This window comes from Thauera mechernichensis (assembly GCF_029588855.1).
Taxonomy (GTDB): domain Bacteria; phylum Pseudomonadota; class Gammaproteobacteria; order Burkholderiales; family Rhodocyclaceae; genus Thauera; species Thauera mechernichensis.
On the sequence record NZ_JARQZE010000001.1, the window covers coordinates 64968 to 91259 of the forward strand.

Below are 26292 nucleotides of genomic sequence, written 5' to 3' on the forward strand. Positions count from 1 at the left end.
CGCCGTGCAATGAACGCGTCGTATTCGACCCTGATCGGGGCGCTCGACCTGGCTCAACGCCTGCACGACCCTGACTGGGTGGTGTTCGACTGCCGCTTCGACCTTGCCAACCCGGCATTCGGCCACCAGGCCTACCTCGATGGTCATGTGCCGGGAGCCTTCTTCCTCGACCTCGACGACGACCTGTCGAGCACGAAGACCGGACGCAACGGCCGCCACCCCCTGCCAGATCCGGCCCGGCTGGCCGCCAGGCTGGCCGCATGCGGCGTCTCGAACCACAGCCAGGTGGTGGCCTACGATGACGCAGGCGGCATGTTCGCCGCCCGCCTGTGGTGGCTGCTGCGCTGGCTGGGCCACCACCGCGTGGCTGTTCTCGACGGCGGCCTTCAATCCTGGCTGAGCCTCGGCCAGCCCCTGGACAGCACCCTGCCCGAAGCGCAACAGCGTACCTATACCCTGTCGCTGCGCTCGGAGCGCGTGGACGCCGACTACGTCCTCGAACACCTTGGCAGCGCAGATATGGTGCTGATCGACGCGCGCAGCCCGGACCGTTTCCGCGGCGAGAACGAGGCGCTCGATCCGGTGGGAGGCCATATCCCGGGCGCGATCAATCGCTTCTTTCGCGACAACCTCGACAGCAAGGGCTGCTTCAAGCAGCCGTCCGTGCTACGCGAAGAGTTCGGCGCGCTGCTCGGCGCCCACGGACCGCGACAGGTGGTCCACCAATGCGGGTCTGGGGTGACCGCGTGCGTCAATGCTCTCGCAATGGAGGCGGCAGGCCTGCCCGGCTCGCGCCTGTATGCCGGATCGTGGAGCGAGTGGTGTGCGGACCCCAGCCGACCGGTAACGCGCGGCAGCGCTTGATGCCGAAGCCATGCCTGCGCAGGCGGGCGGACATCGCATCTTTCACCAGTCGACCTTCTCCACCGCGCCGAGCGAGCGCCCGAGAAAACGCTCGCCAATGGTCTGGAAGCGCAGCGGCACGTCGCTGACGACAAACCGATACCCCGCGCGCGCGCCGGCACTGCGCATCAGGCCTGCCTGCTGCAGGCGCTCGGCCGCGAGTTCGGCGGTGGTCACCGCCGAATCGATGAGGCGCACCGACGGGCCCGCGACATCTCGCAACAGCGGCTTGAGCAAGGGATAGTGGGTGCAGCCAAGGACCAGGCTGTCGACCTCTTCCGCCAGCACAGGCCGCAGGTACTCCTGCGCCGTCAGCCGCGTCACCTCGTGGTCCAGCCAGCCCTCCTCGACCAGCGGCACGAACAACGGGCAGGCCTGGGAATACACGCGCACCGAACTGTCGAGCTCGTGCATGCGCCGAGCGTAGGCATTGCTGTTGATCGTCGTCGGCGTGCCGATGACGCCGATGCGGCGCCCCGTCGAGCTCGCCACCGCCGCACGCGCGCCGGCCTCGATTACATCCAGCACCGGGACGCTGCCCGCGAGGCGATGCACCACCTCGGCCGCCACCGCCGCCATCGTGTTGCAGGCGATGATCAGCATCTTGACCTCGCGCTGGAGCAGGAACTCGGTGATCTGTGCCGTGAAGTGCTCGATGGTGGCAACCGACTTCACGCCGTAGGGCACGCGCGCCGTATCGCCGAAGTACACGATGCTCTCCAGCGGCAGGCGCTCCATCAAGGCGCGCACCACGGTCAAGCCACCGACCCCGGAGTCGAACACGCCGATCGGACGCGCAGCCTCAGGCTTGCTCAAAAGCGTGCTCCAGCTGCGGCCACGGCGCGGTACGCGCGGCTCACGACAACACGACCGACGCGAACTTGCGCTTGCCGACCTGCAGCACCACCGCTTCTCCCGCACGCAAGACCAGCGCCTTGTCCTCGGCACGCTCACCGTTGATGCGCACCCCGCCCTGGCCGATCATGCGCATCGCTTCGGACGTGGTGGCGGTCAGCCCCGCCTGCTTGAGCACCTGGAACAGCGGCATGCCGTCAGCGCCGACGCTGACATTGACCTGCGGGATGTCGTCGGGGATCGCGTTGCGCTGGAAGCGCGCCTCGAAGTCGGCCAGCGCCTCGTCAGCCGCGCGCTGGCCATGGAAACGAGCGACGAACTCCATCGCCAGCATCACCTTGACGTCACGCGGATTGCGCCCGCCGTCCACGTCGGCGCGCAGTTGCGCGATCTCGGCACTGGAGCGGAAGGACAGCAGATCGTAATACCGCCACATCAGCGTGTCGGAAACCGACATGGTCTTGCCGAAAATCTCCTTCGCCGGTTCGGCAATGCCAATGTAGTTGCCGAGCGACTTCGACATCTTGTTGACGCCGTCCAGGCCCTCGAGCAGCGGCACCATCACCACGCACTGCGGCTCCTGGCCGTAGTGCTTCTGCAGTTCGCGCCCCATCAGCAGGTTGAAGCGCTGGTCGGTTCCGCCCAACTCCACGTCTGCCTTCATCGCCACCGAGTCGTAGCCCTGGCACAGCGGATAGAGGAACTCATGGATCGCGATCGGCTGGTTGTTGCCATAGCGGCGCGCGAAGTCGTCGCGCTCGAGCATGCGCGCCACGGTCTGCTGCGAGGCCAGGCGGATCATGCCTGCAGCGCCGAGATCGTTCATCCACGCCGAATTGAAGCAGATCTCGGTGCGCTCGGGATCGAGGATCTTGAACACCTGGTCCTGATAGGTCCTGGCGTTCTCCATGATCTGCTCACGGGACAGCGGCGGACGCGTGGTGTTCTTGCCGCTGGGGTCGCCGATCATGCCGGTGAAGTCGCCGATCAGGAACTGGACCTGGTGGCCGAGCTCCTGGAAATGGCGCAGCTTGTTGATCAGGACCGTGTGACCAAGATGCAGGTCGGGGGCAGTCGGGTCGAAGCCAGCCTTGACCCTCAGCGGGCGGCCGCTCTTGAGCTTCTCGACCAGCTCGGCCTCGATCAGCAGTGCATCGGTACCGCGCTTGATCAGCTCGATCGCCGCCTGGACATCAGTCATTCAATTTCTCCAAAAATACCTTCCCGAACAAGGGTATTAGTTTGCTAAACTTCGGCAAATTTTTTTCGCCCATTCCAGCGGACAGCGCTCATGAAGGCCAGAAAGACCCGAATTCTAGCCGATCTACCGGCCCAGCTCCTTCTTCGCCCCCGCAGCTGGCTCCTCGCCGGCATCACCGGGGCATCGCTGCTCGGTGTTGTGGCTGCGACCGCAGTTGCACCGGGCAGCGACACGGCCGACATCCAGTTCGCGCGCGTGGTCGAAAGCCTGCCCGCGCCGGTTGCAGTGATCGAAGCGGAGAACGACCTCCCCTTCGTGTACAGCGAGCGCATCCAGGCCGGAGACACCCTGCAGTCCATTTTCAGCCGCCTGCATATCGACGACGCCGAGGCACTCGCACACCTCTCGGCCTCGGCAGAGGGCAAGCAGGCCGTGCGCCAGTTGCGCGCCGGGCGCTCGGTCACCGCCATCGTATCCCCCGATGGCCGCATCGCATCATTCAGCGTGCCGATGGGCAACAGCGGCACGCAGCTGGTGCTCGAGCGCAACGATCAGGGGCTTGCCTTGCGGGAGTCCAGCGGGGAAACCCAGGTCACGATGACGGAGATGCGTTCAGGCACGATCACGCACTCCCTGTTCGGCGCCACCGACGCGGTCGGCCTACCCGACAACGTCGCCACCCAACTGGCGACGATCTTCGGCACCTGGATCGACTTCCATACCGACCTGCGCAAGGGGGATCGCTTCAACGTCATTTACGAAGCGATCTACGAAGAAGGCAACCCTGTTCGCGCTGGCCGCATCGTCGCCGCCGAATTCATCAACAAGGGCGAGCGCCACGCCGTCGTCCTCCACCGCGGCCCGAGCGGCAAGGAGCAGTACTACAGCGACGACGGCCGCAGCCTCCAGCAGGGCTTCCTGCGCTCACCGCTGGAATTCTCGCGCGTGAGCTCGAGCTTCGGCCGCCGCCTGCATCCGATCCACCGCAGCTGGCGAAACCACAACGGCACCGACTTTGCCGCACCGACCGGCACTCCGATCAAAGCCACCTCGGACGGCACCGTCGAGTTTGTCGGCAGCCAGCGCGGCTTTGGCAACCTCATCGTGCTCAAGCACCGCAACGGCATCACCACCCACTACGCCCATCTCAATGGTTTCGCCAAGGGCCTGAGCAAAGGCCAGCCAATCAGCCAGGGCGACCTGATTGGCTATGTCGGCTGCACTGGGTGGTGCACCGGCCCCCACCTTCACTACGAGGTGCACATCAACAAGGTGCCGCAAGATCCGATGACCGTGGCGCTGCCGATGGCAGACACGCTGAATGCGCGCGAACTCGCCGCCTTCAAGCGCGACACCGCGCCGCTGCGCAATCGCTTCGCCCTGCTCAACTACGAGCTTGCCAGCGCTGAATGAATGCTGGATGCAGCCCGCGCGCGGGCTGCAAAATAAAACGGGGCGCCGCGGCGCCCCGTTTTTATTCTGCAGTACCTACGTCTCACGCCGAGAAAGACGAACCACAGCCGCAGGTGCTGGTCGCATTCGGGTTGCGGATGACGAACTGCGAACCTTCAAGACCTTCGGTGTAGTCGATCTCTGCACCGATGAGATACTGATAGCTCATGGCGTCGATCAACAGCATCACGCCGTTCTTCTCATAGGTCGTATCGTCCTCGTTCACTTCCTCGTCGAAAGTGAAGCCGTACTGAAAGCCCGAGCAGCCACCGCCCGAGACGAAGACGCGCAGCTTGAGCTGCGGATTGCCCTCTTCCTCGATCAGCTCGCGGACCTTGTTCGCTGCGCTATCGGTGAAGACCAGGATATCGGGGGTTTCAACTTCTGCGCTCATGTTTTCTCCTCTGTTGGGGGGTGTGCCGCGAATGATGCGCTCTTCGCGACGCTACCGTGCAAATCGGATCGTCGTCCGAATACCAAGTTCCCGTCAAGGGCTGACGGGAACGATGTCCAGGCCGGCGTCCTCGTCGAAGCCGAACATGATGTTGAGGTTCTGCACCGCCTGCCCGGCCGCACCCTTGACCAGGTTATCGATGACCGATAGCACCACCACGGTGTCACCACCCTGCGGCCGATGGACGGCAATCCGACACAGGTTCGACGCACGCACGGAGCGGGTTTCAGGATGGCTGCCCGCCGGCATCACGTCGACGAAAGCCTCGCCCGCATAGCGCCGCTCGTACAGCCCTTGCAGGTCAGATGCATCGACACCCGGCTTGAGCCGCCCGTACAAGGTGGCATGGATGCCACGGATCATCGGCGTCAGATGCGGCACGAAGGTCAGGCCGACCTGCTGCCCAGCCGCGAGCGAGAGGCCCTGACGGATCTCGGGCAGATGGCGATGACCCGGCACGCCGTAGGCCTTGAATGAATCCGCTGCCTCGGGCAGCAGGGTATGCACCTCGGCCTTGCGCCCCGCGCCCGACACGCCCGACTTGGCATCGGCGATCAAGTGACCGATATCGATGAGCCCCGCCTCGACCAGCGGCAGAAAACCCAGCTGGACAGCAGTCGGGTAGCACCCCGGGTTGGCCAGCACGCGCGCACTGCGAATCTGCTCGCGATTGACCTCCGGCAATCCATACACCGCCTCGGCGACGAGTTCAGGCGAGGCATGATCCATCCCGTACCACTTCTGCCACTCGGCAACATCGCGGATACGAAAATCCGCCGCCAGATCGATCACACGCACACCCGCGGCGACGAGCTCCGCAGCCTGCTTCATTGCAATGCCGTTCGGCGTGGCAAAGAAGACCGCATCGCACTTCTCGAGGCCCGCATCCTGCGGCGTGACGAACTTGAGACTCACCCGACGACGCAGACTGGGGAACATGTCCGACACGGCCATGCCGGCCTCGCCACGCGAGGTGATCGCCGTGAGCTCCACCCCTGGATGCCGCGCCAGCAGACGCAGCAGCTCGACGCCGGTATATCCGGTACCGCCAACGACTCCAACCTTGATCATGCTTGCTCCTCGCAACGAAAGACCTCAGGGCCGGATTATCGCACTGCCGGCTGCGGTGCGCGCATGCCTGACGACGTCACAACGTCCGGCCAAGCTCTTCCCGAAGCCCCTTCACCGGACAGGGTCAAGCATGCCGCAGAAAGCACAAAAGCCGCCCCATGGGGCGGCTCCTGCAGACACGGCGACAAAAAGACGATCAGCGCTTCGAGAACTGCTTCGCGCGGCGCGCCTTGCGCAGACCGACCTTCTTACGTTCGACTTCACGAGCATCGCGAGTTACGAAGCCTGCTGCACGCAGATCACCCTTGAGCTCGGCGTTGTAGTCAACCAAGGCACGGGTGATGCCGTGGCGCACAGCACCAGCCTGACCCGACTCGCCACCGCCGGTGACATTCACCATGATGTCGAAACGGCCTTCGTTGCCGGTGAGGATCAGCGGCTGGCGCACGATCATGCGACCGGTTTCACGCGAGAAAAACTCGTCGACCGGCTTGCCATTCACGACGATGTTGCCGGTACCCGGCTTGATGAACACACGAGCGACCGCGGTCTTGCGGCGGCCGGTACCGTAGTTGTAAGTCACAGCCATTGTCGGCTCCTTCAGATCTCGAGAACTTGCGGCTGCTGAGCGGTATGCGGATGCGACGGCCCCGCATAGCACTTCAGCTTCTTCAGCATGGCGTAGCCCAGCGGGCCCTTCGGCAGCATGCCCTTCACCGCCTTTTCGAGCACACGCTCGGGGAAGCGCTGCTGGAGCTTGGTGAAGTTGGTTTCGTAGATACCGCCCGGGTAACCCGAGTGACGGTAGTACTTCTTGTCCTGCGCCTTGTTACCGGTCACGCGCAGCTTGTCGACGTTGACAACGACGATGAAGTCGCCGGTATCGACGTGCGGGGTGTAGATAGCCTTGTGCTTGCCACGGAGGCGACGGGCGACTTCGGCGGCGAGACGGCCAAGCACCTTATCCGTGCCGTCGACAACGAACCAGTCGCGCTTGACCTCGTGCGGCTTGGCGGAAAACGTCTTCATGTGAATCCTCGATCTTTGTCGGGCCCTTGGATTTGGCCGTCAAACGGAAAGCTCGCAATCCTAATGCGAACATGGCCCGCGTGTCAATCTCAACTTGCAGATTGACGCGAGCGCAACAAGCAAAAAAAACGCAGTCCGCTAGGACTGCGTTAAATCCACACCAAAGGAGGAGGGTGGAGGAGACACCATTTGGATCGGCGCGTCGTCTTCGATGCCGCGTCAGCGATCCGACTGAGGCGAATTATGGCGAGACGAACCCCCTCGCGCAAGCAGTTTTTGTGCATTGCACTACAATTGTTTTGATTGTTCGATAGAGCATCCTTATCGCAAAGCAGTATATTGTTTTATATCAAATTTTCACCCCATCCCGGCCTAGCCAAAGCGCTCGAGCCTCTAGTCCATGATTCCAGTGCGGTCTATTTTTGTGCACCGCATGAATACGGTGCCGTACTGGCCACTGGCACGCCCCTGCTCTCCCCGCACCACTCATATCCAAATCACTGACGGAACACGGAACCCCGCTGAGGACCAAGCTCGCCGCGCAAGCCTGCGGCACTGCGATAAAATCGCGGCCCAACTACCGCCAGACAGGACACATCGGGCGCACAGCCCCAGGAGCAAATCGAATGGAATGCACGATCAAATGGCTTGATGGGATGAGCTTCGTCGCCGAGACCGGAACGGGGCACATGGTGACGATGGACGGCGCCCCTGAGGCGGGAGGCCGCAATCTCGCTCCTCGACCGATGGAGCTCATGCTCGCGGGCGCAGGCGGCTGCACGGCCTTCGACGTCGTGCTGATCCTCAAGCGTGGGCGGCACGACGTGCGCGGCTGCACCGTGCGCCTCGAGGCCGAACGCGCAGACACCGACCCCAAGGTATTCACCCGCATCCGCTTCATCTACACCGTGAGCGGGCGCAACCTCAAGCGCGAAAGCGTGGAACGCGCAATCCACCTTTCCGCCGAGAAGTACTGCTCAGCCTCGATCATGCTCGGCAAGACTGCCGAGATCAGTCACGAACTGGAACTCGTCGAGGCCGACTGACCGCCATGGGGTGGACGCTCACCACGCGTCCACAGCGGACTCAAACGCGATAGGTCACGGTGGTCATCAGCCTGGCTGCGAACTTCATGGCCCCCTTCACCGGCGCGGGCAGTTCATGCGCGCCCAGCCGCACGGCCATGTCCGCGTGCTCGGCTTCGTCGACTTTCATCTGCTCCACGATCGCACGCGAACGCGCATCGTCAGCCGGCAGCGTCTCCAGATGCCCCTTGAGATGGCGCTCCACCTGGCGCTCGGTCTCGGCCAGAAAACCGAGGTTCCAGCGATCGCCGAAACGCCCGGCAAGCAGACCAAGGGCGAGCGCCCCGCCGTACCACACCGGATTGAGCAGACTCTTGCGCCCGCCCAACTCTGCAATACGGCGCTCGGTCCAGGCCAGGTGCTCGGTCTCTTCCTGCGAAGCCTGACGCAAGGTGTCGCGGATCGCCGGATCACGCGACATCATGGCCTGCCCTTGATAGAGGGCCTGCGCACAGATCTCGCCAACATGATTGATGCGCATGAGGGCTGCGGCGTGCCGACGCTCGCCGTCGTCAAGCATTGCATCCGGGACTCCCTCACCAGGCACGGGACGCACGCTGCGCGCCGGTGCGAGCACGGTACGCAAAGCCTTGTCGAACTCGATGATGGCACGATCAAGCATTATCTGACTCCGAAGGGCTGAATCACGTCGCGCCGCTGTTGCAGCAGCTGCAAGGCATGCTGCCGACTACGGGGCGCGGCCGGGCCATCGCACAGGTAATCCTGCGCCAGGGCAGCGCGAGGGCGGTTGTACGTGTTATCGGAGATCGGCTGCCAGGCATCGTTCCTCGCCGGCACCCAAGACCCATCCGCGCGGCCTGTGGCGTACAGGCGACGCTCACCGGTCGCGCAGCGGATCCCCTCGAAAGTCACGTTCTGCGCCCCACCGGGCGTGCGTACGACCAGCGTGAAGCGCACCACGCCGTCATCACCAACAGCGAGACTGGCCTCGTCGACGAAAAAAGCATTGGGCGTGGCCGCACTGACGTAGAACGCCCTGAGGCGCGACTCCTCGACGGGCGGAGGCATCACCACCTCGCTCTCTTTCCAGTTCGGGTCGGCATCAAAAAGCAGGCCTGCAGAAACACCCCCCGAAAAGCAACCCAGGGCAAGCAGGCCCGCAGGGGCGATACGACGGAGAATCGAGTTCAAACGTGCAATCTCCACATTGGGACCAAGCAGCCTGCCCCGCATGCAAGCCGGCAGGCGCTACACCCCTTAGGCTTCCCGCAGGCGACGCCTGCATTCAACATCTATGCGCCCGGCCCACCCAAGCCTTGAGGCCCCAACTCTGCCGGCTCTGCAAGGCCCGGCAGACGGTAGGGCTCGGGCAGTTCGAATGCGCGCGAGCGATGGAGAATGCGAGCGAGCTCGATGAGCGCCATCTGGTAGACCTGACGCTTGAATTCGATCACCGCATCGAGCGGCACCCAGTAGTCACTCCAGCGCCAGGCATCGAATTCCGGATGAGAGCTCGCGCGCAGGCACACGTCGGAATCCCGCCCCACCAAACGCAACAGAAACCAGATCTGCTTCTGTCCACGATAGGTGTTGCGCCATTCACGCCGTATCCAGTGCTTCGGCACCTCATAGCGCAGCCAGCCGCGCGTGCGGCCGAGGATCTTGACGTGCTCCGGGCGCAACCCGACTTCCTCGAACAACTCCCGGTACATGGCCTGCTCCGGCGACTCGCCGTGCTTGATGCCGCCTTGCGGAAACTGCCAGGAATGTTCGCGAATGCGCTTGCCCCAGAACACCTCGTTGCGCGAATTGACCAGAATGATGCCGACGTTCGGGCGAAAGCCTTCACGGTCAAGCATGTCGAACCTTCAAATTCGGTTTATTGACGGCAATTTTTTCACACTTGCGCCCCGTTTGAAAGCGCACCATGTCCGTGCATCACCTACGCTGAACGACGAGCGCGCGATCGTCATGCACGCCATGCGCTAGAATCGCGCGCTCGACAACGCCTTCTACGCAAAAGACCCTCATGCGCGCCAGCCAGTTCCACCTGTTCACCCTCAAGGAAGCCCCGTCGGACGCCGAAGTCGTCAGCCAGAAGCTGATGCTGCGCGCCGGCATGATCCGCAAGGTCGCCGCCGGCATCTACAGTTACATGCCGATGGGCCTGCGTGCCATCCGCAAGGTCGAGACCATCATCCGCGAGGAGATGGACCGCGCCGGCGCCATGGAGCTGACCATGCCGATGGTGCAGCCCGCCGAACTGTGGAACGAGACCGGGCGCTGGGACAAGATGGGCGACGAGCTGCTGCGCTTCAAGGACCGCCACGAACGCGATTTCGCGCTGCAGCCCACCTCCGAGGAGGTCGTCACCGACATCGCGCGCCAGGAGCTGAAGAGCTACCGCCAGCTGCCGAAGAACTTCTACCAGATCCAGACCAAGTTCCGCGACGAGCGCCGGCCGCGCTTCGGCGTCATGCGCGGGCGCGAATTCACCATGAAGGACGCCTACTCCTTCGACCGCAGCGAGGAAGCCGCCGGGCGCAGCTACGACATCATGTTCGCCGCCTACAAGCGCATCTTCGACCGCATCGGCCTGGAATACCGGGCGGTGGCCGCCGACACCGGCGCTATCGGCGGCGATCGTTCGCACGAGTTCCAGGTCATCGCCGACACCGGCGAGGACGCCATCGTCTATTGCCCGGACTCCGACTACGCCGCCAACATCGAGCTCGCCGAAGCAGTGTCCTTGATCGCGCGCCGTGCCGAACCTGCCAAGGCGCTGGAGAAGACCCCCACACCCGGCAAGGCCACCTGCGAGGACGTTGCCGAACTGCTCAAGGTGCCGCTGGCCACCACGGTGAAGTCGCTGGTGCTGGCGACCGACGACATCGACGACAAGGGCAAGCCGGCCGGCGTCACCGTGTGGCTGCTGCTGGTGCGCGGCGACCACGCGCTCAACGAGGTCAAGGCCGGCAAGCTTCCGGGCCTCAAGTCCGGCTTCCGCTTCGCCACCGAGGCCGAGATCCTCGAGCACTTCGGCTGCAAGCCGGGCTACCTCGGCCCCATCGGGCTGAAGAAGCCGGTCAAGGTCATCGCCGACCGTACCGTCGCCCACATGGCCGACTTCATCTGCGGTGCCAACGACGCCGACTTCCACTTCACCGGTGTCAACTGGGGCCGCGATCTGCCCGAGCCCGACCTGGTGGCCGACATCCGCAACGTGATCGAGGGCGACCCCAGCCCCGACGGCGGCGGCGTGCTTGCCATCCAGCGCGGCATCGAGGTCGGCCACGTGTTCTATCTCGGCACCAAGTACTCCAAGGCGATGAACGCCACCTTCCTCGACGAGGACGGCAAGCCCAAGCACTTCGAGATGGGCTGCTACGGCATCGGCGTCACCCGCATCCTGGGCGCCGCGATCGAGCAGAACCACGACGCTCGCGGCATCATCTGGCCGCGCGCGATCGCCCCCTTCGAAGTCGTCATCTGCCCCGTCGGCTGGGGCAAGTCGCAGGCGGTGCGCGACGAGGCCCAGAAGCTCTACGACGCGCTCGTCGCCACCGGTGTCGACGCCATCCTCGATGACCGCGACGAGCGTCCCGGCGTGATGTTCGCCGACTGGGAGCTCATCGGCGTGCCGCACCGCGTTACCATCGGCGACCGCGGGCTCAAGGAAGGCGTGGTCGAATACCAGGGCAGGCGCGATGCCGACGCCGCCAAGCTGGCGGTCGGCGAGGTGCTCGGCCACGTGCTCGACCGCCTCAAGCAGGGCTGAGCCTCCGGGAGCCCGCAATGCGCCGCCTGCCCACCCCGCTCCGCCAGCTTGCCGCCGCGTGCCTGCTCGCGCTCGCAGCGGGCGGCGCGCAGGCCGGCGCACAACAGTACGAGCCCATGGCGGCCAGTGTCCGCGCTGCGCTGCACGCCGCGGTGAGCGACGCTGCCGCCCCCATGCTGCCGATTCCGGACGCCGGCGAACGCGCACAGTGGCTCGCCGAGATGTCGCGCCGGCTGGCCAGGCGGATCCCGGACGAGGTCTACCGCACGGAACTCCTCACCAGCATCCACTACGAGGCGACCCGCGCCGGGCTCGACCCCCAGCTGGTGCTCGGCCTGATCCAGGTCGAAAGCGCCTTCCGCAAGTACGCGATCTCCTCGGCGGGCGCACGCGGCTACATGCAGGTGATGCCGTTCTGGATCAAGGTCATCGGCCGCGAGGACGACAACCTCTTCCACATGCGCACCAACCTGCGCTATGGCTGCACCATCCTGCGCCACTACCTCGACATCGAGAAGGGCGACCTGTTCCGCGCGCTGGGCCGCTACAACGGCAGCCTGGGCAAGGCGCAGTATCCCAACCTGGTACGCGCGGCGTGGGAACAGCACTGGAGCTGGAACCCGCAACAACTCGCTGCCGCCGGACAGGATACGGGTACGCCAGCAGTGCGCTGAGCCCCGGACCGGCCGGGGCCTGCCGGCGTCAACCAGCGGCGGCCAAGGGCCGCATATCGGCCGTGCGTTCCACTGCGCGCAGCCCGTCCTTCGCACCCGCAACCAGCGACTGCACGTCGCCCGAGATCTCGCCCCCTTCTTCAATGAGGATCTTGCCGTAGCGGATCTTGCCACTGACACGTCCGGTCGAGTGAATCAGCAATTGCACGCGCGCGGTCAGCTCTCCTTCGAAGTGCCCATGGATCTCGGCAATGTCGATACCAACCGTGCCCTTGTAGGCGCCCGCCTCGGCAATGCGAAGCACGCGGCTGTCCATGGTGGCCTCGACACGCCCCTCGACGACGAGCGTATCGCAATCAAGGATCTCGGCCCCCTTCAGCTTGACGTCGGGGCCGACGATCAAGCGGCTCTCGCCGCTGCGCTCCGTCGGCACTGCCGTCGCCGCCTCGACCGCGTTACCTTGAGCTGCCGAGACCGCCTCGCTTGCGGCGACATCGGCAGCCGCTGGCGTCGCCGGCATCTCCGGGCTCACTGGCCGTGCGCTGACCGCACCACCAAGAGGACGCGGGCTGCGGGCTGCAGGCATCTCGGCTGTCTTGTGAAACAGATTGGGCTTGTTGAACATGCTGACTCCTTGAGGTTGATGCAGTCCTTGTGCTGCCATCGTCAGCCATGAGCATGGAACGTGCCGGGCTCCTCGCCACAGGCACTTTCCGCAGGCAGTTCAATAACCTGCAGCTCATTCCCGAGCCCATTCCCAACCCAGGGCAGCTGCGCTGGCGTCGCTGCAGCCCGACACGATGCCCTCCTGCCAGCGCCATCCCCCTGATTGCGCAACGAATCTCCCTGTCGCTTGCAGGCGACAACCGGCAGGCCTTCCTGCGCCGGACGTTACTTCACCTTGCATTTGCGTCCGCGCCGCCCTCGGCTGACTGACCTACACTCCCGCGTTTGCCGACGGCATCTTCCCCTTCAGCCTCCCGGGACCGCCTGCCCATGTTCCGCCCTTCGTTTCGCAGCATCATGCTCACCGCCTTCCTGCTGATCGCGGGCGTGCTGGCTGCCGCGGCAGTGAGCGGATGGCTGAGTCTGGAGGCGCTTGCGCGCTCGATCCACGACGGCAAGCGCAACGCCCTGGCGCTCACCGCCGCCTCACGCGTACTCGGCGAGCGCTCAGTAGACCTGGAACGCAGCGCCCGCCAGTACCTCGTGCTGGGCGAACCTGCCTTGCGGCAGCGCTTCGACGACGCCCTCAGTGAAGCGCACCTTGCTCTGGACACGCTCGAGGCCAGTGCGCAAGGACTTGCTGCGCCAGTCGGCGAATGGCGTGCCCTGGCAGCCGCCATCGAACGAGGCCTCGAAACCACCCCCGACGGGAGCGGCGCTCAAGCCGCAGCGGACTTCAGCGCCGACTTCCTCGCCCTGAGCCAGGTGAGCGAGGCTGTAGAGCGCACCATCCAGGCGCGTCTTGCGCGTGAGAGCGAGGACCTCCTGGCAGAGCTCGAGTACCGCCGGCACCTGCTCGCCCAGCACATTCTCGCGGCGGTCGCACTTGCGGGCGTACTCGCGGCGCTCACATCATGGTGGCTGCTGCGTCCACTCGCGCGTATGGAACGCGCCATCGCCGCACTCGGCGACAACCATCTCGAATCGCCCATCCGCATCGGCGGACCCGCCGACTTGCGCCAACTCGGCGAGCACCTGGACTGGCTGCGCCAGCGGCTGGCCGAACTCGAAGCCAACCGAAATCGGGTTCTGCGCCACGTCTCGCACGAGCTCAAGACCCCACTCGCGTCCCTACGCGAAGGGGTCGCCCTGCTCAGCGACGGCATCCTCGGTCGACTCAACGCCGAACAGCGCGAAGTTGCCGGCATCCTGGACAGCAGTGCACGCGCACTGCAGGAGCGCATCGAACAGCTCCTGCACTACAACGCCACCCAGTTCGATGCGCGCCGCCTGGACCGCAAGCCAACTGCCCTGCTGCCGCTGCTGTCCGAGGTCGTAAGCGAGCATCAGCTCCTCATCCAGGCGCACAAGCTGGAGGTTCGGATCGAAGGTGACGCGCCGATCCTTTCGGCCGACGTCAGCAAGCTGCGCATCGCCTTGTCGAACCTCATCGCCAACGCAATCCGCTTCAGTCCCGAGCACGGCCGCATCCGCATCGATGTCCAGGTCCAGGAGCCTCAAGTCATCATCGACTGCCGCGACGACGGACCGGGCGTCGCCGAAGAGGAACTTGAGCGGATCTTCGAACCCTTCTTCCGCGGCAGCCGCAGCAGCACCGCAAGCACCAAGGGCAGCGGCATCGGGCTGGCCATCGTGCGCGAGTTCGTCGCCGCGCATGGCGGGTACGCCAGGGCCCTGCCGAGTCCGCAGGGCGCACACTTCCAGCTGGAGCTCCCCCATGCATGATGCACACCCGCACCGACACCCGACTGCGCGCCTACGGCACGCACTCTCACTCGTCCTCGCATGCATTGCCCTTGCTGCCTGCACGAACCTTCCGGGCCGGGACGCACCGCACGCAACAACGGCCACTGAGGAGGCGCCCCCATCCGACCAGGCAGCCATGAATCGGCTGCACGCAGCAGTACAGGCCAGCCAGCCCGACCGCGCGCGGCTCAATGAAGCACGCCGCCAGCTCGAGCACCTGCTGGAGGACGACAGCACCGAGGCGCGCGCCCATCACCCCTTTGCACGCGCTCTGCTCACCCAGATCCGCGAACGCCAACGCCAGGCCGCCCAGCTCGAACGCCTGGAGCGCGAAATCGAAACGCACAAGGGCGAGCTCGCCACGAGCCGCAGGCACGCGGCCGAGTTGCAGCGCAAACTCGACGCCCTGACTGCAATAGAGCGCACGCTGCCTGCGCCCTCGAGCGTTCCACCCTACGGTCAGAATGGCCTCGCTCCGCGATGAGCGCCAGGGCGACAGCTCCGATCCCTGCCGCCGCACGCCTGCTGCTCATCGATGACGACACCGATCTGCTGCGCCTGCTGTCGATGCGGCTCAAGGCCAACGGCTATCGGGTAAGCACGGCATGCAGCATCGCCTCGGCGCACGCGCGCCTGGCCATGGAGACCTTCGACCTCGTCCTCAGCGACGTCCGCCTGCCCGACGGCGACGGCCTCACGCTGTTCGAAGACATCCGGCGCCACCACCCCGCGCTGCCGGTGATCATGATCACCGCACACGGAAGCATCCCGGACGCGGTGGACGCGACGACACGCGGCGTCGCCGACTATCTGACCAAACCGTTCGACGGCCAGGCCCTGCTCGACCGCATTGCCAAAGCGCTCGGAAACGCCTCCTCGACAAGCATTGCCGAAGGCGACCGGGCCGACTGGTGCAAGGCCATCATCAGCCGCAGCAGCCGCATGCGCGCACTGCTCGCCGAGGCGAGACTGGTCGCGGCTTCCGACGCCAGCGTCCTGATCCTGGGTGAGAGCGGCACCGGCAAGGAACTCCTCGCACGCGCAATCCACAACGCCAGCGCGCGCGCGCAAGGCCCCTTCGTAGCGATCAACTGCGGGGCAATCCCGGACCAACTGCTCGAATCCGAACTTTTCGGGCATGTACGCGGGGCGTTTACCGGAGCCACCTCAACCCACGCCGGCCTGATCCAGGCGGCAGACGGCGGCACCCTGTTCCTCGACGAAATCGGCGACATGCCGCCCGCACTGCAGATCAAGCTGCTGCGTGTCCTGCAGGAGCGCGCAGTACGGCCGGTCGGCAGCACGCAGGCGAGTCCGGTAAACCTTCGCATCCTGTCGGCCACGCACCGCAATCTGGAAGACGCGCTGGGCAACGGCCAGTTTCGCGAGGACCTCTACTACCGGATCAATGTCGTCAGCCTAGACCTTCCGCCGCTTGCCGAGCGTCGCGAGGACATCCCGCTGCTCGCCGAGCATTTCCTGCGCACACTGGCCAGGCGCTATGGCAAGGACGTGAATGGATTCGCCGCCGACGCGCTCGAGACACTGGCCATCAGCCAATGGCCGGGCAATGTGCGCCAGCTCCACAACGTGGTCGAGCAGGTCTGTGCCCTCAGCACCACGCCCCTGGTCCCGCGCAGCCTCGTCGAGCGCGCGTTGCGCGCACAACCGATCGAAGCCTTGAGCTATGCCGAGGCCAAACAGCGCTTCGAGCGAAACTACCTGATACAGCTTTTGAAACTTACCGCGGGTAACGTCACCGATGCTGCACGCTTGGCAGATCGCAACCGCACCGAGTTCTACCGGCTGCTGCAGCGCCATGGGCTCAGGCCGGAACCGTTCCGCGCCGAGAACCAGCCAGACGAAGAACAAACCCGCTGCCCTTCAAGGAGACCCGCATGAGCATGCGTCAGACCGTAACCACCATCCTCGCCACCACCGCACTGGCCTGGTCGGTGCATAGCCCCGTGATCGCGGCAGGCCCGCAGGCGGCAGCGCCACAAGTCACCGCCAATAGCTGCGCCGACGACAAGAAGGCCGGCGCCGACGGCAGCACGCCGCAGAAGCCGACCTCGACCTGAACGCTCCAACCGTGGGCGGCCCGCTTCAGGCCGTGCCGCCCACGGTAAGACCGTCGATCCGCAGCGTCGGCTGACCGACGCCCACCGGCACGCTCTGGCCATCCTTGCCGCAGGTGCCGACGCCCGGGTCGAGCATCATGTCGTTACCGATCATCTTGACCTTGGTCAGCGCATCCGGACCGTTGCCGATCAGAGTCGCCCCCTTGACCGGGCGCGTCACCTTGCCGTTCTCGATCAGGTAGGCTTCGGCGGTCGAGAACACGAACTTGCCCGAGGTGATGTCCACCTGGCCGCCGCCAAAGTTTGCGGCATACAGCCCCTTCTTCACCGATCGGATGATCTCTTCGGGGTCCTTGTCGCCATTGAGCATGTAGGTGTTGGTCATGCGCGGCAAGGGCAGATGGGCGAAGGACTCGCGCCTGCCGTTGCCGGTCAGCGGCATGCCCATCAGGCGCGCATTCATCATGTCCTGCATGTAGCCGGTAAGAATGCCGTCCTCGATGAGCACCGTGCGTTCGGTCGGGTTGCCCTCGTCATCGATCGACAGCGAACCGCGCCGGTCCTGCAGCGTGCCGTCATCGACCACGGTAACGCCTTTCGCCGCCACCTGCTGGCCGATCCGCCCCGAGAAGGCCGAGCTACCCTTGCGGTTGAAGTCCCCCTCCAGACCGTGGCCGATGGCCTCGTGCAACAGGATGCCCGGCCAGCCCGGCCCCAGCACCACCGGCATGGTGCCGGCCGGTGCCGGGTCGGCGCCAAGGTTGACGCGGGCCTGATGCACCGCCGCGCGCGCATAGTCGTGCAGGCGATCGTCGCAGAAATAACCGTAATCGTAACGGCCGCCGCCGCCGCCGCTACCCTGCTCGCGGCGACCGTCCTCCTCCATGATGACGGTGATCGACACCCGCACCAGCGGCCGAACGTCCGCAGCCATATGACCATCGCTGCGCGCCACCATCACCACCTCCCACGAGCCGGCAACATGGGCCATGACCTGGGTGACGCGGGGATCCTCCGCACGAGCAAAGCGCTCGAGGCGTTCGAGCAGGCGCACCTTGGCGGTGTCGTCCAGCGAGTCGAGCGGGTCGTCAGCGCGGTAAAGGCGGCGCTTGAGCTTGTGCGCACGCATATCCACCTTGCGCCGCTCGCCTGCGGCGGCGATGGCACGGGTAGCCGTGGCAGCGCCGACCAGGGCATCAAGCGAAATGTCGTCGGAATAGGCGAACGCTGTCTTCTCGCCGCTGATCGCGCGCACACCCACGCCCTGCTCGATGTCGAAACTGCCCGACTTGACGATACCCTCTTCCAGACTCCAGGCCTCCGAGCGCTGATACTGGAAGTACAGGTCGGCAAAGTCGATATCGTGGCGCATCAGCTTGCGGAAGGTCTTCTCGAGCTCGGCCTCGCCCAAGCCATAGGGCGAGAGCAGGTAACGGTCGGCAACCTTGAGTGGATTCTGGGACTTGCTCATTGGAATTCCTTGCAGGTGTCGCCAGCGTTGACCGGCCCCACACCAAAACGATCTTCGGGATTAAAGGAGTGCATGCTCAGCCCAGGCGGCGGTGACGCAGCGCAGGCAGGCTCTCGCGCACCGCAGCGATGCGCGCAGGATCCAGTTCGGAGACAACGACCCCTTCGCCGACCTCGCGACAGGCGAGCACCTCGCCCCAGGGGTCGATGATCATGCTGTGCCCCCAGGTGACGCGCCCGTTGGGGTGGCGACCGCCCTGGGCCGGCGCCATGACGTAGCACTGGTTCTCGATCGCGCGCGCGCGCAACAGAACCTCCCAGTGCGCTCTCCCCGTCGTGTACGTGAAGGCGGCAGGCAGGACGATCAGGTCAAGCTCGCCCATGGCACGAAAAAGCTCGGGGAAGCGCAGGTCGTAGCACACCGACAAGCCCGTGCGTCCAGCTGGAGAGTCGAAGCAGCACGGCGTGCTGCCCGGCTCGATGGTGGCAGCCTCGTCGTAGCGCTCCTCGGCACGCTGAAAGCCGAACAGATGAATCTTGTCATAGCGCGCGGCAAGCCGGCCCTGGGCATCGAACACCAGGGTGCTGTTGCGTACCTTGTCCTGTACCTCGGCCTGCAGCGGGATCGTGCCGCCGACCAGCCAGACCCCATGGCGACGCGCGGCATCGGCCAGAAAGGACTGCAACGGCCCCTCACCCTCGGCTTCACGGATGCGCACCTTGGCCATCTCGTCGCTGCTGATGAGCGGAAAATACTCGGGCAGGGCGACCAGACACGCGCCCTCGGCCGCGGCCTCGGCAATCAACGCATCCACGGCCTTCAGGTTGGCGTCGACATCGGGGCCCGACACGGTCTGCACGGCGGCGATGCGGACGGGCGCCTCAGGCAGGGCGGCTTCGACAGATTCGGCAGGCTTGGTAATGGTCATATAGCGTACTCGAGGACAAGTCGCAGGGCTGGCAGGATCCCCATTCACGTCATTGAGCGGGCGGCAACTCGACGTTGCCACGCTTGGCAACCTGTGGGTCTACCCAACTGCCTGTAACGGCATACTCGAACGCGAACAGCTTCTCGATCGGGTCGCTGAGCACCTTCTGGGCGAGATAGGTGACAACCCCCACAGCCGGATTGAGCAAGCCCGCCGCCGCACCGATGGCGATCGACTCGGACAGCGTCGGCTGTACGATCACGCGCAAGTCCTGGGTCTCGGCAACGAGGTCGGTCGTACCGCTCATCCGCACCCGCGCCGCCGGCCCGCGGATCTCCAGGTCGTCGGTGCGCATCACCCCCGCGGTCACGTCGATGCTACCGGAAATGCGATCGAAGGCGAATCCTTCCGAGAACACGTCGCGAAAATCGAGTGTAATGCGCCGCGGCAAGGATTGCAGGCTGAGAATGCCGAGCAAGCGCCCGACTCCAGGCTCGAGCTTGTTGAATTGGCCGGCCCCGGCCTCAAGCTGCAGACGACCGGCCAGCGACGCGTAGTCGATCGCGGTCGGCGCGCCCTGCCAGCCAAGCTCGCCGCTCAGCGCTGCCTGACCACCGCGTACGACGTCAGGGTAGCCGATACGACGCGAGAAGCGTCCGACGTCGGCGGTATCGAAACTGAACTCCATGCGCGTGCGCTGGCGCCCTGCAGCCAGCCACTGCCCGCTCCCGGACAACCGCCCATCATCATTGGCGATCGCGAAGCGGTCCAGCTCCCATAGACCGCCACGGTTGCGGGCAAGAACCTCGAGGCGACCGAGATCCATCCCACGCAGCTCGAAGCGTTCAGCCACCACGTCCAGGGCAGGCAAACGGCGGGGGGGTGTATCCCCGATCCGGGCCTCCGCAGCCTCGGTGCCACTGGCACGGCTCTGCGCATCCGCCGCACCAATGCGCAGGAAGCGCAGCCGCGCTGCCAGAGCACCACTGCCCGCACTGCGCCAGTCGAGCTCGCCGGCAGCGAGATCGCTGTCGATGCGCGCCTTCCAGCCCCCCTGGTCGGGCACTGCACGCAGGTCCACCGCGCGCAGACGATGACCGAAGGCGGTAAGCTCATCGGCCGCAAGCGCGACGGCGGCCAGCGGCAAGGCCGCCAGGCCATCACCACCACGCTCGGCCACGGCATCGGTCCCGTCATCGTCACCGGCGTCGAGCACACGCCGCCATGCATCCAGATCGAGGCCATCGAGCACGCCCGCGACCGCCACCCCGGAGGACGATCGCGGCACCGCATCAGCCGTCGCACGGCCCAGCGCGACCCCACCGCTCAGGCTCGTCCACTGCCCGTCGGAGCGCTGGAGCTCGGCGCGCACCAGCCCGCCGAGCCCGAGCACGAGCTCACTGTGCGCCTGCCCGGCCGGGTAGCTGACCGCCAGCTTCAGCGGCCAGCTCTCGCTGGCAGGCTTGTTCACCGGCGGCGGCAAGCTGGAGGCTACCCCCAACAGATCGGAGCTCACTTCCAGACGCGTACCGTCCTTGCCGACCAGAACGCTGGTCGACCACGCCGCCGTTCCCGACAGGCCATCGAGCAGGGGAATGTCGTAGGCTGCCCTGAGCGCCGCTGCGTCAGCCTTGCCTGCTGCCTCGAAGCGCACGCTGCCGTCGGTGGCGGTCCGCGCACTCAGGCGTAGCGGATGCCCGAACAACTGCGCGCGCGCCTCGGGAATGGCGAGGCTGTCAGCGGTGAAGCGCACACGCCCGGCCGCGCGTTCGAGCGCCGGCAGGCCCTCGACCAGCGCAATGCGGTTGGCCGCAAAGCGGTACTCGCCCTCCACCGTGGTATCGACCACGCTACGCAACGGCATCACCAGCTTGAGTTCAAGCTCTCCCTTCCCCTCTGCGCGCATGCCGTCGGTGAAACCTCCGATGCGCCGCGACACCGGGCTGGCGGACACGAAGCGCAGGAAATCGGCCGTCGCCCCCCGCGCCTGACCGGTGATGGTCATGAGTTCGGTGGGACGCTGGTCCAGGTCCGGCACGTCGGCCACCACCCCCGCCAAGTCGACGCCGAGGACACGCCCGCGGTCGGCAAGGATGCGCATGCCAGGCCCTTCGAAGCGCACCTCGCCATGAATGCCCTCGATCGACGGCCAGCCAGGTGCATAGTCGAGCAGGGCATCTTCCACCCGAACGCTGACCAGGAAGGTGCCATCACCATCCCGGAAGGGGAAGTCGGCCAGCCGGCCGCGCAGGCGCAGGCGCGCCTCGGGCACCACGGCGGCGCGGATGGCGGTGCGCACCCAGTCATGAGTGTGGCGATTGACCACGCGCGGCAGGTAGCGCCACACCGCCGTGCCCTCGGCACGGCTGAGCCTGGCCTGGAGGTCGATCTCGCCCGCCCCCTCGCGGCCCGGCCAGTACCGCCCGGACGCCGTACCAGCGGCGTCGATGTTGTCGAACTCTGCACCATCGAGTGCGATTTCAAGCCCTCTCTCGCGACGCAGCCAGCTCCCCTCGGCGCGCAAGCGGTCAAACGCCAGGCGGCCCGACTCGAACACATCCGGCAGGTCCAGGTGCGCCGTACGCGCATCGATCCGGTAACGGCCTCCGCGCTGGTCGCCGTCGATCGTGCCCGACACCCCGCCCAGGCCCGGCAAGCCATCGCGCGCGAGCAGGCCGAGCTCGGCAAAGCGCGCCCTCACGCGCCACGCCTGGGGTGCCGAGGAGTCGCCGTCCCAGCTCAGGCTGAGATCGTCGACACGGCCATGGGGAGCCAACCCCGCGAGGCGCGCACGCACGCCCTCATCGACCGGGAGGTAAGCCACAAGCCCTGCCAGTGCGGCGAGATCGAGGTGGCTCGCCGTCACGCTGCCGCCAGCTTGCGCGCCATCGGGCGCCTTTCGCAGCTGCACATCGAAGTCGGTTGGCGCCACGGCAAGGCCCGCCACCGTGCGCAGCGCGAGCTGCTGCCCGCTCAAGCGCAGCAGGCCCAGCTTGCGCTGAAGTGACAGGCGGCCGTCGAGATGGCTCACCGCAAGCTCCGGCAGGCCAGGCGCAAGTGTCGCCACGACGCCATCGAGCACGACGTCTGCGGTCATGTCGAGCGCACCACCGGCCGAGGCCTCGAACCAGGCCCGCACCCCTCCATGCCCGGCAAGCGGAAGCGGGTAATCGATCCAGGCCGTCCATGCACCGAGGTCGGCGCGCTCGAGCTCCATGTACATGCGCGCCTCGAGCTCACCGGCCTGCGCCGCCCCAGGCAGCTCGAGCCGGTCGAGTTCTCCGCGCACGACCAGGGTCGAGGCGAGCGCCTGTTGCGGCCGTGCCTGCAGGGCGAAACGGGCTGGCGAGGCGCGCTGATCAAGGCGGAACTCGAGCTGATCGAGCTCCAGCGCAGGCGCGCCTCGGACCTTGTCGGTCCAGCGCAGTCGCGAATCGTGGATGACGATCTGGCGCTGAGCGAGCAACCACTCGAGCCCCTTGCCCTCCTCGCCCCCGCTCGTGTCCGCCACCAGGCCGGCGACCAGGATCGTTCCATCGGCCTCGCGCCTCACATCGAGCTCTGCCGCGGCGATATCGAGGCGATGGAAGTGGGGCTGCAAACGCAACAGCGAGGACCATGCCAGGGTGGCATCGACCTTTGGCAGCACCAACGCCGGACGCCCATCGGCATCTGCGATGCGAAGGTTCTCGATCAGCAGCCTCGGCCGCCATCCGGCCCAGCGCCCCTCGACGGCCGCAATCGACACCTCGACTCCGAGGCTGGCCGTCACTGCCGCCGCAATGTCGTCGCGGAAATCGCCCACTGCGGGCATCAGCACATGGCGCACCACCAACACCGCCCCGGCGCCCAACAGCCAGGCCAGCATGATCAGCTTGAGACACCACGCGACGAGGCGGCGCCAGCCGGAAGCCGGGGCACGCGGCGTGGGCGGCAAATCGGAACTGCCGGGGGTCAGGGCATCGCTCATGAAAAGGGGTGTTGGCCTGCCGGGCGATAGCCGGCATGGATAGAATGTGTGTCTGCCGCCCCTCGCCTCAGGGCCGACCCAGCGCGCATTTTACCAACGAACACTGCGCCCGCAGCGGAGCTTCGCCATGTTTGCCTCGTCACCCGCCCCCGCGAACGAATACGAAACCGCCGTCGTCGAGGCGCGCAGGTACTCGCGCTATCTCAGCCGCATGCTCGACAGCCAGCCCTGGCTCGCCCCCGCGCTGGCGGAAAGCCTGGGCCAGCCACTCAGGGCCGAGGACATGCAGCGCTTCATCGCCGAGCGCGAAACGGCGTTCAGCGACGCCGAAAGCGCGCTCGGACCGACGCTGCGCCGACTGCGCAGCTGGGTGATGTGCAATCTCATCGTCCGCGACTTGCGCCTGGGCGCTCCCCTTGCCGAGGTCACCGAGACGATGACCGTGCTCGCCGAGGTCGCCGTGCGCCATGCCCACGACGTGTTGCGGGCAGCCCTGGTGCAGCGCTACGGACAGCCGCTGTCGCCTACCGGCTGGGAGCAGGAGCTGCTCGTCATCGGCATGGGCAAGCTGGGAGGGCGGGAGCTCAACGTGTCCTCCGACATCGACCTCATCTTCCTGTACCCCGAGGACGGCGACACCGGCGGTGCCAAGGTGATCAGCAACTTCGAGTTCTTCGAGCGCCTCGGCAAGCAGCTGATCAAGGCACTCGCCGAGGTGACCGAGCACGGCCAGGTTTTCCGCGTCGACATGCGCCTGCGTCCGAACGGCGATTCGGGCCCGCTGGTGGGCAGCCTCGACATGCTGGAGAACTACTTCATCACCCAGGGGCGCGAATGGGAGCGTTACGCCTGGATCAAGGCCCGCGTCATGCTCGGTGAGCGCTGGACCGAGCTCGAGAAGCTCTCCCGCCCCTTCGTGTTCCGCAAGTACCTCGACTTCGGCGCCATCAACGCCATGCGCGACCTGCATGCGCAGATCCGCCGCGAGGTCGCGCGCCGCGACCGCGCGCACAACGTCAAGCTCGGCCCGGGCGGAATCCGCGAGATCGAGTTCATCGCCCAGGTCTTCCAGCTCATCCGCGGCGGCCGCGACAGCGCGCTGCAGGTCCGCCCGACGCAGAAGGTGCTCGCCCTGCTCGCCGAACGCGGCATCCTTGCGACTACCGCGGTGGAGGAACTCGGCGCCGCCTACGTCTTCCTGCGGCGCCTCGAGCACCGCCTGCAGTACCTCGACGACGCACAGACCCACGACCTGCCGCAGAGCGCAGCCGACCAGCAGCTGATCGCCGAGGCCATGGGCTTCGGCAGCCATGCCGAGCTCATGACGGCGCTGGACACACACCGTCGCATCGTCAGCCAGCACTTCGACAGTGTGTTCGGCGACCCCTCGGACGAAGACCACAGCCTGGACGCAACCTGGCAGGGCGCCGAGGATATCGAGACCGTCACCCCGGTGCTTGGCGAACTCGGCTACCGGCACCCGCGCAGCGGCGCCGAGCGCCTTGCATCGATCCATGCCAGCCCACGCTACCGGCAACTGCCCAACAACATCAAGGGCCGCTTCGATGCGCTCATTCCCCGCGTCATCGAAGCCGCAGCCTCCACACCGGGCCCCGACGACACGCTGGCGCGCTGCCTCGACCTGATGGAGGCGATCGGCCGCCGCGGCGCCTATCTGGCGTTGCTGCAGCAATACCCTCAGGCCTTGCGCCGTGTCGCCGACCTGATGAGCGCCTCGCGCTGGGGCGCACAGTTCCTGACCCGGCACCCGATCCTGCTCGACGAGATGCTCGACGCCCGCAACCTCGACACCGCCCCCGACTGGAAAGCCTTCCGCGCCGCGCTCGGCAGCGAACTCGAGGCCCTCGAACCCGACATGGAGCGCCAGATGGACGTGATGCGCGAACAGCACCACGCCCAGGTATTCCGCCTGCTGACGCAGGACATCGCCGGCCTGCTCACGGTGGAGAAGCTCGCCGACCACCTCTCCGAACTGGCGGACATCATGCTGGACCTGACCCTGCCGCTGTGCTGGCGACGGATCAAGATCCGCCACCGCGACACGCCACGCTTCGCCGTGATCAGCTACGGCAAGCTCGGCGGCAAGGAGCTTGGCTACGCCTCGGACCTCGACATCGTGTTCCTCTACGACGACGAAGCCCCCGAGGCGGCGGAGATGTACACCCGGCTCGCGCAACGCACCAACACCTGGCTGTCGAGCCAGACCGCCGCCGGCCAGCTCTTCGACACCGACCTGCGCCTGCGCCCGAACGGCGAGTCGGGGATGATCGCGACCTCGCTGGAGGCCTTCCGCAAGTACCAGCTCGAATCGGCCTGGGTGTGGGAGCACCAGGCCCTTACCCGAGCGCGCTTCTCGGCCGGCGATCGAGCACTCGGCGAGGCCTTCGAGCGCATCCGCTGCGAAGTGCTACGCTTGCCCCGCGACCTCGGCACGCTGCGCGCCGAGGTGCTCGGAATGCGCCACAAGATGCGGGACGCACACTCGGGCAAGAGCGAGCTGTTCGACCTCAAGCACGACCGCGGCGGACTCATCGACGTCGAGTTCCTGATCCAGTATCTCGTGCTCGGCCACGCCCACCGCCACCCCGAACTCACCGGCAACCTCGGCAACATCGCATTGCTGCGCATCGCCGGCGAGCTCGGTCTGATCCCGCCCCCCCTCGCCGCCGCCTGCGCCGACAGCTACCGTGAATTGCGCCGCCTGCAGCACCGCCAGCGCCTCAACGACCGGCCCTCGCGCATCCACCCCGAAGAAGCCGAGACCGCGCGCGAACCCGTACAGGCGCTGTGGCGACACATCTTCGACGAGTGAGGCGAACCCCCTGACCCGGCGCGGCACATGGAGATGAGAGATGAAATATTTCATGTCATGAAAGCAAGCATGACGCACCGCGTCATGGCGACTAGAATCGGCCGGATATCACT

Annotated in this window: 23 protein-coding genes; 10 read left to right on the top strand and 13 right to left on the bottom strand. The window is 66.1% G+C overall.

Going from position 1 to position 26292, the window contains the following annotated elements:
* Positions 1-9 precede the first annotated feature (9 nt).
* Positions 10-864, top strand: coding sequence for a sulfurtransferase (locus tag P7F68_RS00360; protein WP_277829732.1), 855 nt, complete (start codon positions 10-12; stop codon positions 862-864).
* 42 nt (positions 865-906) lie between these two features.
* On the opposite strand, the gene murI is transcribed toward P7F68_RS00360, so the two are convergent.
* Positions 907-1719, bottom strand: coding sequence for a glutamate racemase (gene murI, locus P7F68_RS00365; protein WP_002938248.1), 813 nt, complete (start codon positions 1717-1719; stop codon positions 907-909).
* A 40-nt stretch (positions 1720-1759) separates the two neighbouring features.
* Complete coding sequence (tyrS, locus tag P7F68_RS00370; RefSeq protein WP_277829736.1) at positions 1760-2959, bottom strand: tyrosine--tRNA ligase; 1200 nt, start codon at positions 2957-2959, stop codon at positions 1760-1762.
* Positions 2960-3049: 90 nt separating this feature from the next.
* Here tyrS and P7F68_RS00375 point away from each other — a divergent pair, with 90 nt between their 5' ends.
* Entirely contained in the window at positions 3050-4372 is a 1323-nt protein-coding gene (locus P7F68_RS00375) for a M23 family metallopeptidase (RefSeq protein WP_002938251.1), read from the top strand.
* Between the two features lie 82 nt (positions 4373-4454).
* Here P7F68_RS00375 and erpA read toward each other — a convergent pair whose 3' ends face one another.
* From erpA to rplM, 4 genes are all read right to left on the bottom strand, one after another.
* Positions 4455-4805 (bottom strand): iron-sulfur cluster insertion protein ErpA, encoded by a 351-nt coding sequence (gene erpA, locus P7F68_RS00380; protein WP_002924524.1) that lies wholly within the window; start codon positions 4803-4805, stop codon positions 4455-4457.
* Between the two features lie 93 nt (positions 4806-4898).
* On the bottom strand, positions 4899-5936 hold the full coding sequence (gene argC / locus P7F68_RS00385) for an N-acetyl-gamma-glutamyl-phosphate reductase (protein WP_277829739.1): 1038 nt from the start codon (positions 5934-5936) through the stop codon (positions 4899-4901).
* A gap of 196 nt (positions 5937-6132) precedes the next feature.
* Entirely contained in the window at positions 6133-6525 is a 393-nt protein-coding gene (gene rpsI / locus P7F68_RS00390; RefSeq protein ID WP_002924528.1) for a 30S ribosomal protein S9, read from the bottom strand.
* A gap of 11 nt (positions 6526-6536) precedes the next feature.
* Positions 6537-6965 (bottom strand): 50S ribosomal protein L13, encoded by a 429-nt coding sequence (gene rplM / locus P7F68_RS00395; RefSeq protein WP_002924531.1) that lies wholly within the window; start codon positions 6963-6965, stop codon positions 6537-6539.
* Positions 6966-7591: 626 nt separating this feature from the next.
* Between rplM and P7F68_RS00400 the strand changes: the two genes are divergently transcribed.
* Entirely contained in the window at positions 7592-8011 is a 420-nt protein-coding gene (locus tag P7F68_RS00400) for an OsmC family protein (protein WP_270068285.1), read from the top strand.
* A gap of 40 nt (positions 8012-8051) precedes the next feature.
* Here the strand turns inward: P7F68_RS00400 and coq7 are convergent, their stop codons facing one another.
* The 3 genes from coq7 to P7F68_RS00415 all read right to left on the bottom strand — a co-directional run bounded on the left by coq7 (position 8052) and on the right by P7F68_RS00415 (position 9870).
* Positions 8052-8672: a 2-polyprenyl-3-methyl-6-methoxy-1,4-benzoquinone monooxygenase gene (coq7, locus tag P7F68_RS00405; RefSeq protein WP_277829743.1), complete on the bottom strand. Its 621-nt coding sequence runs from the start codon at positions 8670-8672 to the stop codon at positions 8052-8054.
* Positions 8672-9202: a CNP1-like family protein gene (locus P7F68_RS00410; protein ID WP_277829744.1), complete on the bottom strand. Its 531-nt coding sequence runs from the start codon at positions 9200-9202 to the stop codon at positions 8672-8674. Before P7F68_RS00410 ends, coq7 begins: the two co-directional genes overlap by 1 nt.
* A 101-nt stretch (positions 9203-9303) precedes the next feature.
* Positions 9304-9870 (bottom strand): RNA pyrophosphohydrolase, encoded by a 567-nt coding sequence (locus P7F68_RS00415; RefSeq protein WP_002938255.1) that lies wholly within the window; start codon positions 9868-9870, stop codon positions 9304-9306.
* 170 nt (positions 9871-10040) lie between these two features.
* On the opposite strand from P7F68_RS00415, the gene P7F68_RS00420 reads away from it, so the two are divergent.
* Both P7F68_RS00420 and P7F68_RS00425 read left to right on the top strand, forming a co-directional pair.
* Positions 10041-11789, top strand: coding sequence for a proline--tRNA ligase (locus tag P7F68_RS00420; protein WP_002938258.1), 1749 nt, complete (start codon positions 10041-10043; stop codon positions 11787-11789).
* Between the two features lie 17 nt (positions 11790-11806).
* A complete protein-coding gene (locus P7F68_RS00425; RefSeq protein WP_002938261.1) occupies positions 11807-12463 on the top strand; it encodes a lytic transglycosylase domain-containing protein in 657 nt (218 codons plus the stop codon).
* Positions 12464-12491: 28 nt separating this feature from the next.
* Here the strand turns inward: P7F68_RS00425 and P7F68_RS00430 are convergent, their stop codons facing one another.
* Positions 12492-13088, bottom strand: coding sequence for a bactofilin family protein (locus P7F68_RS00430; RefSeq protein WP_002938264.1), 597 nt, complete (start codon positions 13086-13088; stop codon positions 12492-12494).
* A gap of 371 nt (positions 13089-13459) precedes the next feature.
* Here P7F68_RS00430 and P7F68_RS00435 point away from each other — a divergent pair, with 371 nt between their 5' ends.
* The 4 genes from P7F68_RS00435 to P7F68_RS00450 all read left to right on the top strand — a co-directional run bounded on the left by P7F68_RS00435 (position 13460) and on the right by P7F68_RS00450 (position 16977).
* Positions 13460-14875 (top strand): sensor histidine kinase, encoded by a 1416-nt coding sequence (locus P7F68_RS00435; RefSeq protein ID WP_277829745.1) that lies wholly within the window; start codon positions 13460-13462, stop codon positions 14873-14875.
* A 157-nt stretch (positions 14876-15032) separates the two neighbouring features.
* Entirely contained in the window at positions 15033-15380 is a 348-nt protein-coding gene (locus tag P7F68_RS00440; RefSeq protein ID WP_002938272.1) for a hypothetical protein, read from the top strand.
* Entirely contained in the window at positions 15377-16798 is a 1422-nt protein-coding gene (locus P7F68_RS00445; protein WP_002938275.1) for a sigma 54-interacting transcriptional regulator, read from the top strand. Before P7F68_RS00440 ends, P7F68_RS00445 begins: the two co-directional genes overlap by 4 nt.
* Positions 16795-16977, top strand: a complete 183-nt coding sequence (locus tag P7F68_RS00450; protein WP_002924553.1) for a hypothetical protein — start codon at positions 16795-16797, stop codon at positions 16975-16977. Before P7F68_RS00445 ends, P7F68_RS00450 begins: the two co-directional genes overlap by 4 nt.
* Positions 16978-17002: 25 nt before the next feature.
* On the opposite strand, the gene tldD is transcribed toward P7F68_RS00450, so the two are convergent.
* The 3 genes from tldD to P7F68_RS00465 form a co-directional block, all read right to left on the bottom strand.
* A complete protein-coding gene (tldD, locus tag P7F68_RS00455; RefSeq protein ID WP_002924560.1) occupies positions 17003-18448 on the bottom strand; it encodes a metalloprotease TldD in 1446 nt (481 codons plus the stop codon).
* 76 nt (positions 18449-18524) lie between these two features.
* Positions 18525-19376: a carbon-nitrogen hydrolase family protein gene (locus P7F68_RS00460; RefSeq protein WP_277829746.1), complete on the bottom strand. Its 852-nt coding sequence runs from the start codon at positions 19374-19376 to the stop codon at positions 18525-18527.
* A 49-nt stretch (positions 19377-19425) separates the two neighbouring features.
* Positions 19426-23346 (bottom strand): YhdP family protein, encoded by a 3921-nt coding sequence (locus P7F68_RS00465; RefSeq protein WP_277829747.1) that lies wholly within the window; start codon positions 23344-23346, stop codon positions 19426-19428.
* Between the two features lie 127 nt (positions 23347-23473).
* On the opposite strand from P7F68_RS00465, the gene glnE reads away from it, so the two are divergent.
* Positions 23474-26179, top strand: a complete 2706-nt coding sequence (gene glnE / locus P7F68_RS00470) for a bifunctional [glutamate--ammonia ligase]-adenylyl-L-tyrosine phosphorylase/[glutamate--ammonia-ligase] adenylyltransferase (protein WP_277829748.1) — start codon at positions 23474-23476, stop codon at positions 26177-26179.
* Positions 26180-26292: the final 113 nt, after the last annotated feature.

Excerpts from the sequence above, each read along its gene's own strand:
- tyrS (WP_277829736.1), bottom strand. The coding sequence starts at position 2,959 with ATGACTGATGTCCAGGCGGCGATCGAGCTGATCAAGCGCGGTACCGAT.
- P7F68_RS00420 (WP_002938258.1), top strand. The coding sequence starts at position 10,041 with ATGCGCGCCAGCCAGTTCCACCTGTTCACCCTCAAGGAAGCCCCGTCG.
- rplM (WP_002924531.1), bottom strand. The coding sequence starts at position 6,965 with ATGAAGACGTTTTCCGCCAAGCCGCACGAGGTCAAGCGCGACTGGTTC.
- P7F68_RS00440 (WP_002938272.1), top strand. The coding sequence starts at position 15,033 with ATGAATCGGCTGCACGCAGCAGTACAGGCCAGCCAGCCCGACCGCGCG.
- P7F68_RS00435 (WP_277829745.1), top strand. The coding sequence starts at position 13,460 with ATGTTCCGCCCTTCGTTTCGCAGCATCATGCTCACCGCCTTCCTGCTG.
- P7F68_RS00430 (WP_002938264.1), bottom strand. The coding sequence starts at position 13,088 with ATGTTCAACAAGCCCAATCTGTTTCACAAGACAGCCGAGATGCCTGCA.
- P7F68_RS00415 (WP_002938255.1), bottom strand. The coding sequence starts at position 9,870 with ATGCTTGACCGTGAAGGCTTTCGCCCGAACGTCGGCATCATTCTGGTC.
- argC (WP_277829739.1), bottom strand. The coding sequence starts at position 5,936 with ATGATCAAGGTTGGAGTCGTTGGCGGTACCGGATATACCGGCGTCGAG.
- glnE (WP_277829748.1), top strand. The coding sequence starts at position 23,474 with ATGTTTGCCTCGTCACCCGCCCCCGCGAACGAATACGAAACCGCCGTC.
- coq7 (WP_277829743.1), bottom strand. The coding sequence starts at position 8,672 with ATGCTTGATCGTGCCATCATCGAGTTCGACAAGGCTTTGCGTACCGTG.
- P7F68_RS00400 (WP_270068285.1), top strand. The coding sequence starts at position 7,592 with ATGGAATGCACGATCAAATGGCTTGATGGGATGAGCTTCGTCGCCGAG.
- P7F68_RS00360 (WP_277829732.1), top strand. The coding sequence starts at position 10 with ATGAACGCGTCGTATTCGACCCTGATCGGGGCGCTCGACCTGGCTCAA.
- rpsI (WP_002924528.1), bottom strand. The coding sequence starts at position 6,525 with ATGGCTGTGACTTACAACTACGGTACCGGCCGCCGCAAGACCGCGGTC.
- P7F68_RS00460 (WP_277829746.1), bottom strand. The coding sequence starts at position 19,376 with ATGACCATTACCAAGCCTGCCGAATCTGTCGAAGCCGCCCTGCCTGAG.
- P7F68_RS00425 (WP_002938261.1), top strand. The coding sequence starts at position 11,807 with ATGCGCCGCCTGCCCACCCCGCTCCGCCAGCTTGCCGCCGCGTGCCTG.
- P7F68_RS00375 (WP_002938251.1), top strand. The coding sequence starts at position 3,050 with ATGAAGGCCAGAAAGACCCGAATTCTAGCCGATCTACCGGCCCAGCTC.
- erpA (WP_002924524.1), bottom strand. The coding sequence starts at position 4,805 with ATGAGCGCAGAAGTTGAAACCCCCGATATCCTGGTCTTCACCGATAGC.
- P7F68_RS00450 (WP_002924553.1), top strand. The coding sequence starts at position 16,795 with ATGAGCATGCGTCAGACCGTAACCACCATCCTCGCCACCACCGCACTG.
- P7F68_RS00465 (WP_277829747.1), bottom strand. The coding sequence starts at position 23,346 with ATGAGCGATGCCCTGACCCCCGGCAGTTCCGATTTGCCGCCCACGCCG.
- tldD (WP_002924560.1), bottom strand. The coding sequence starts at position 18,448 with ATGAGCAAGTCCCAGAATCCACTCAAGGTTGCCGACCGTTACCTGCTC.
- P7F68_RS00445 (WP_002938275.1), top strand. The coding sequence starts at position 15,377 with ATGAGCGCCAGGGCGACAGCTCCGATCCCTGCCGCCGCACGCCTGCTG.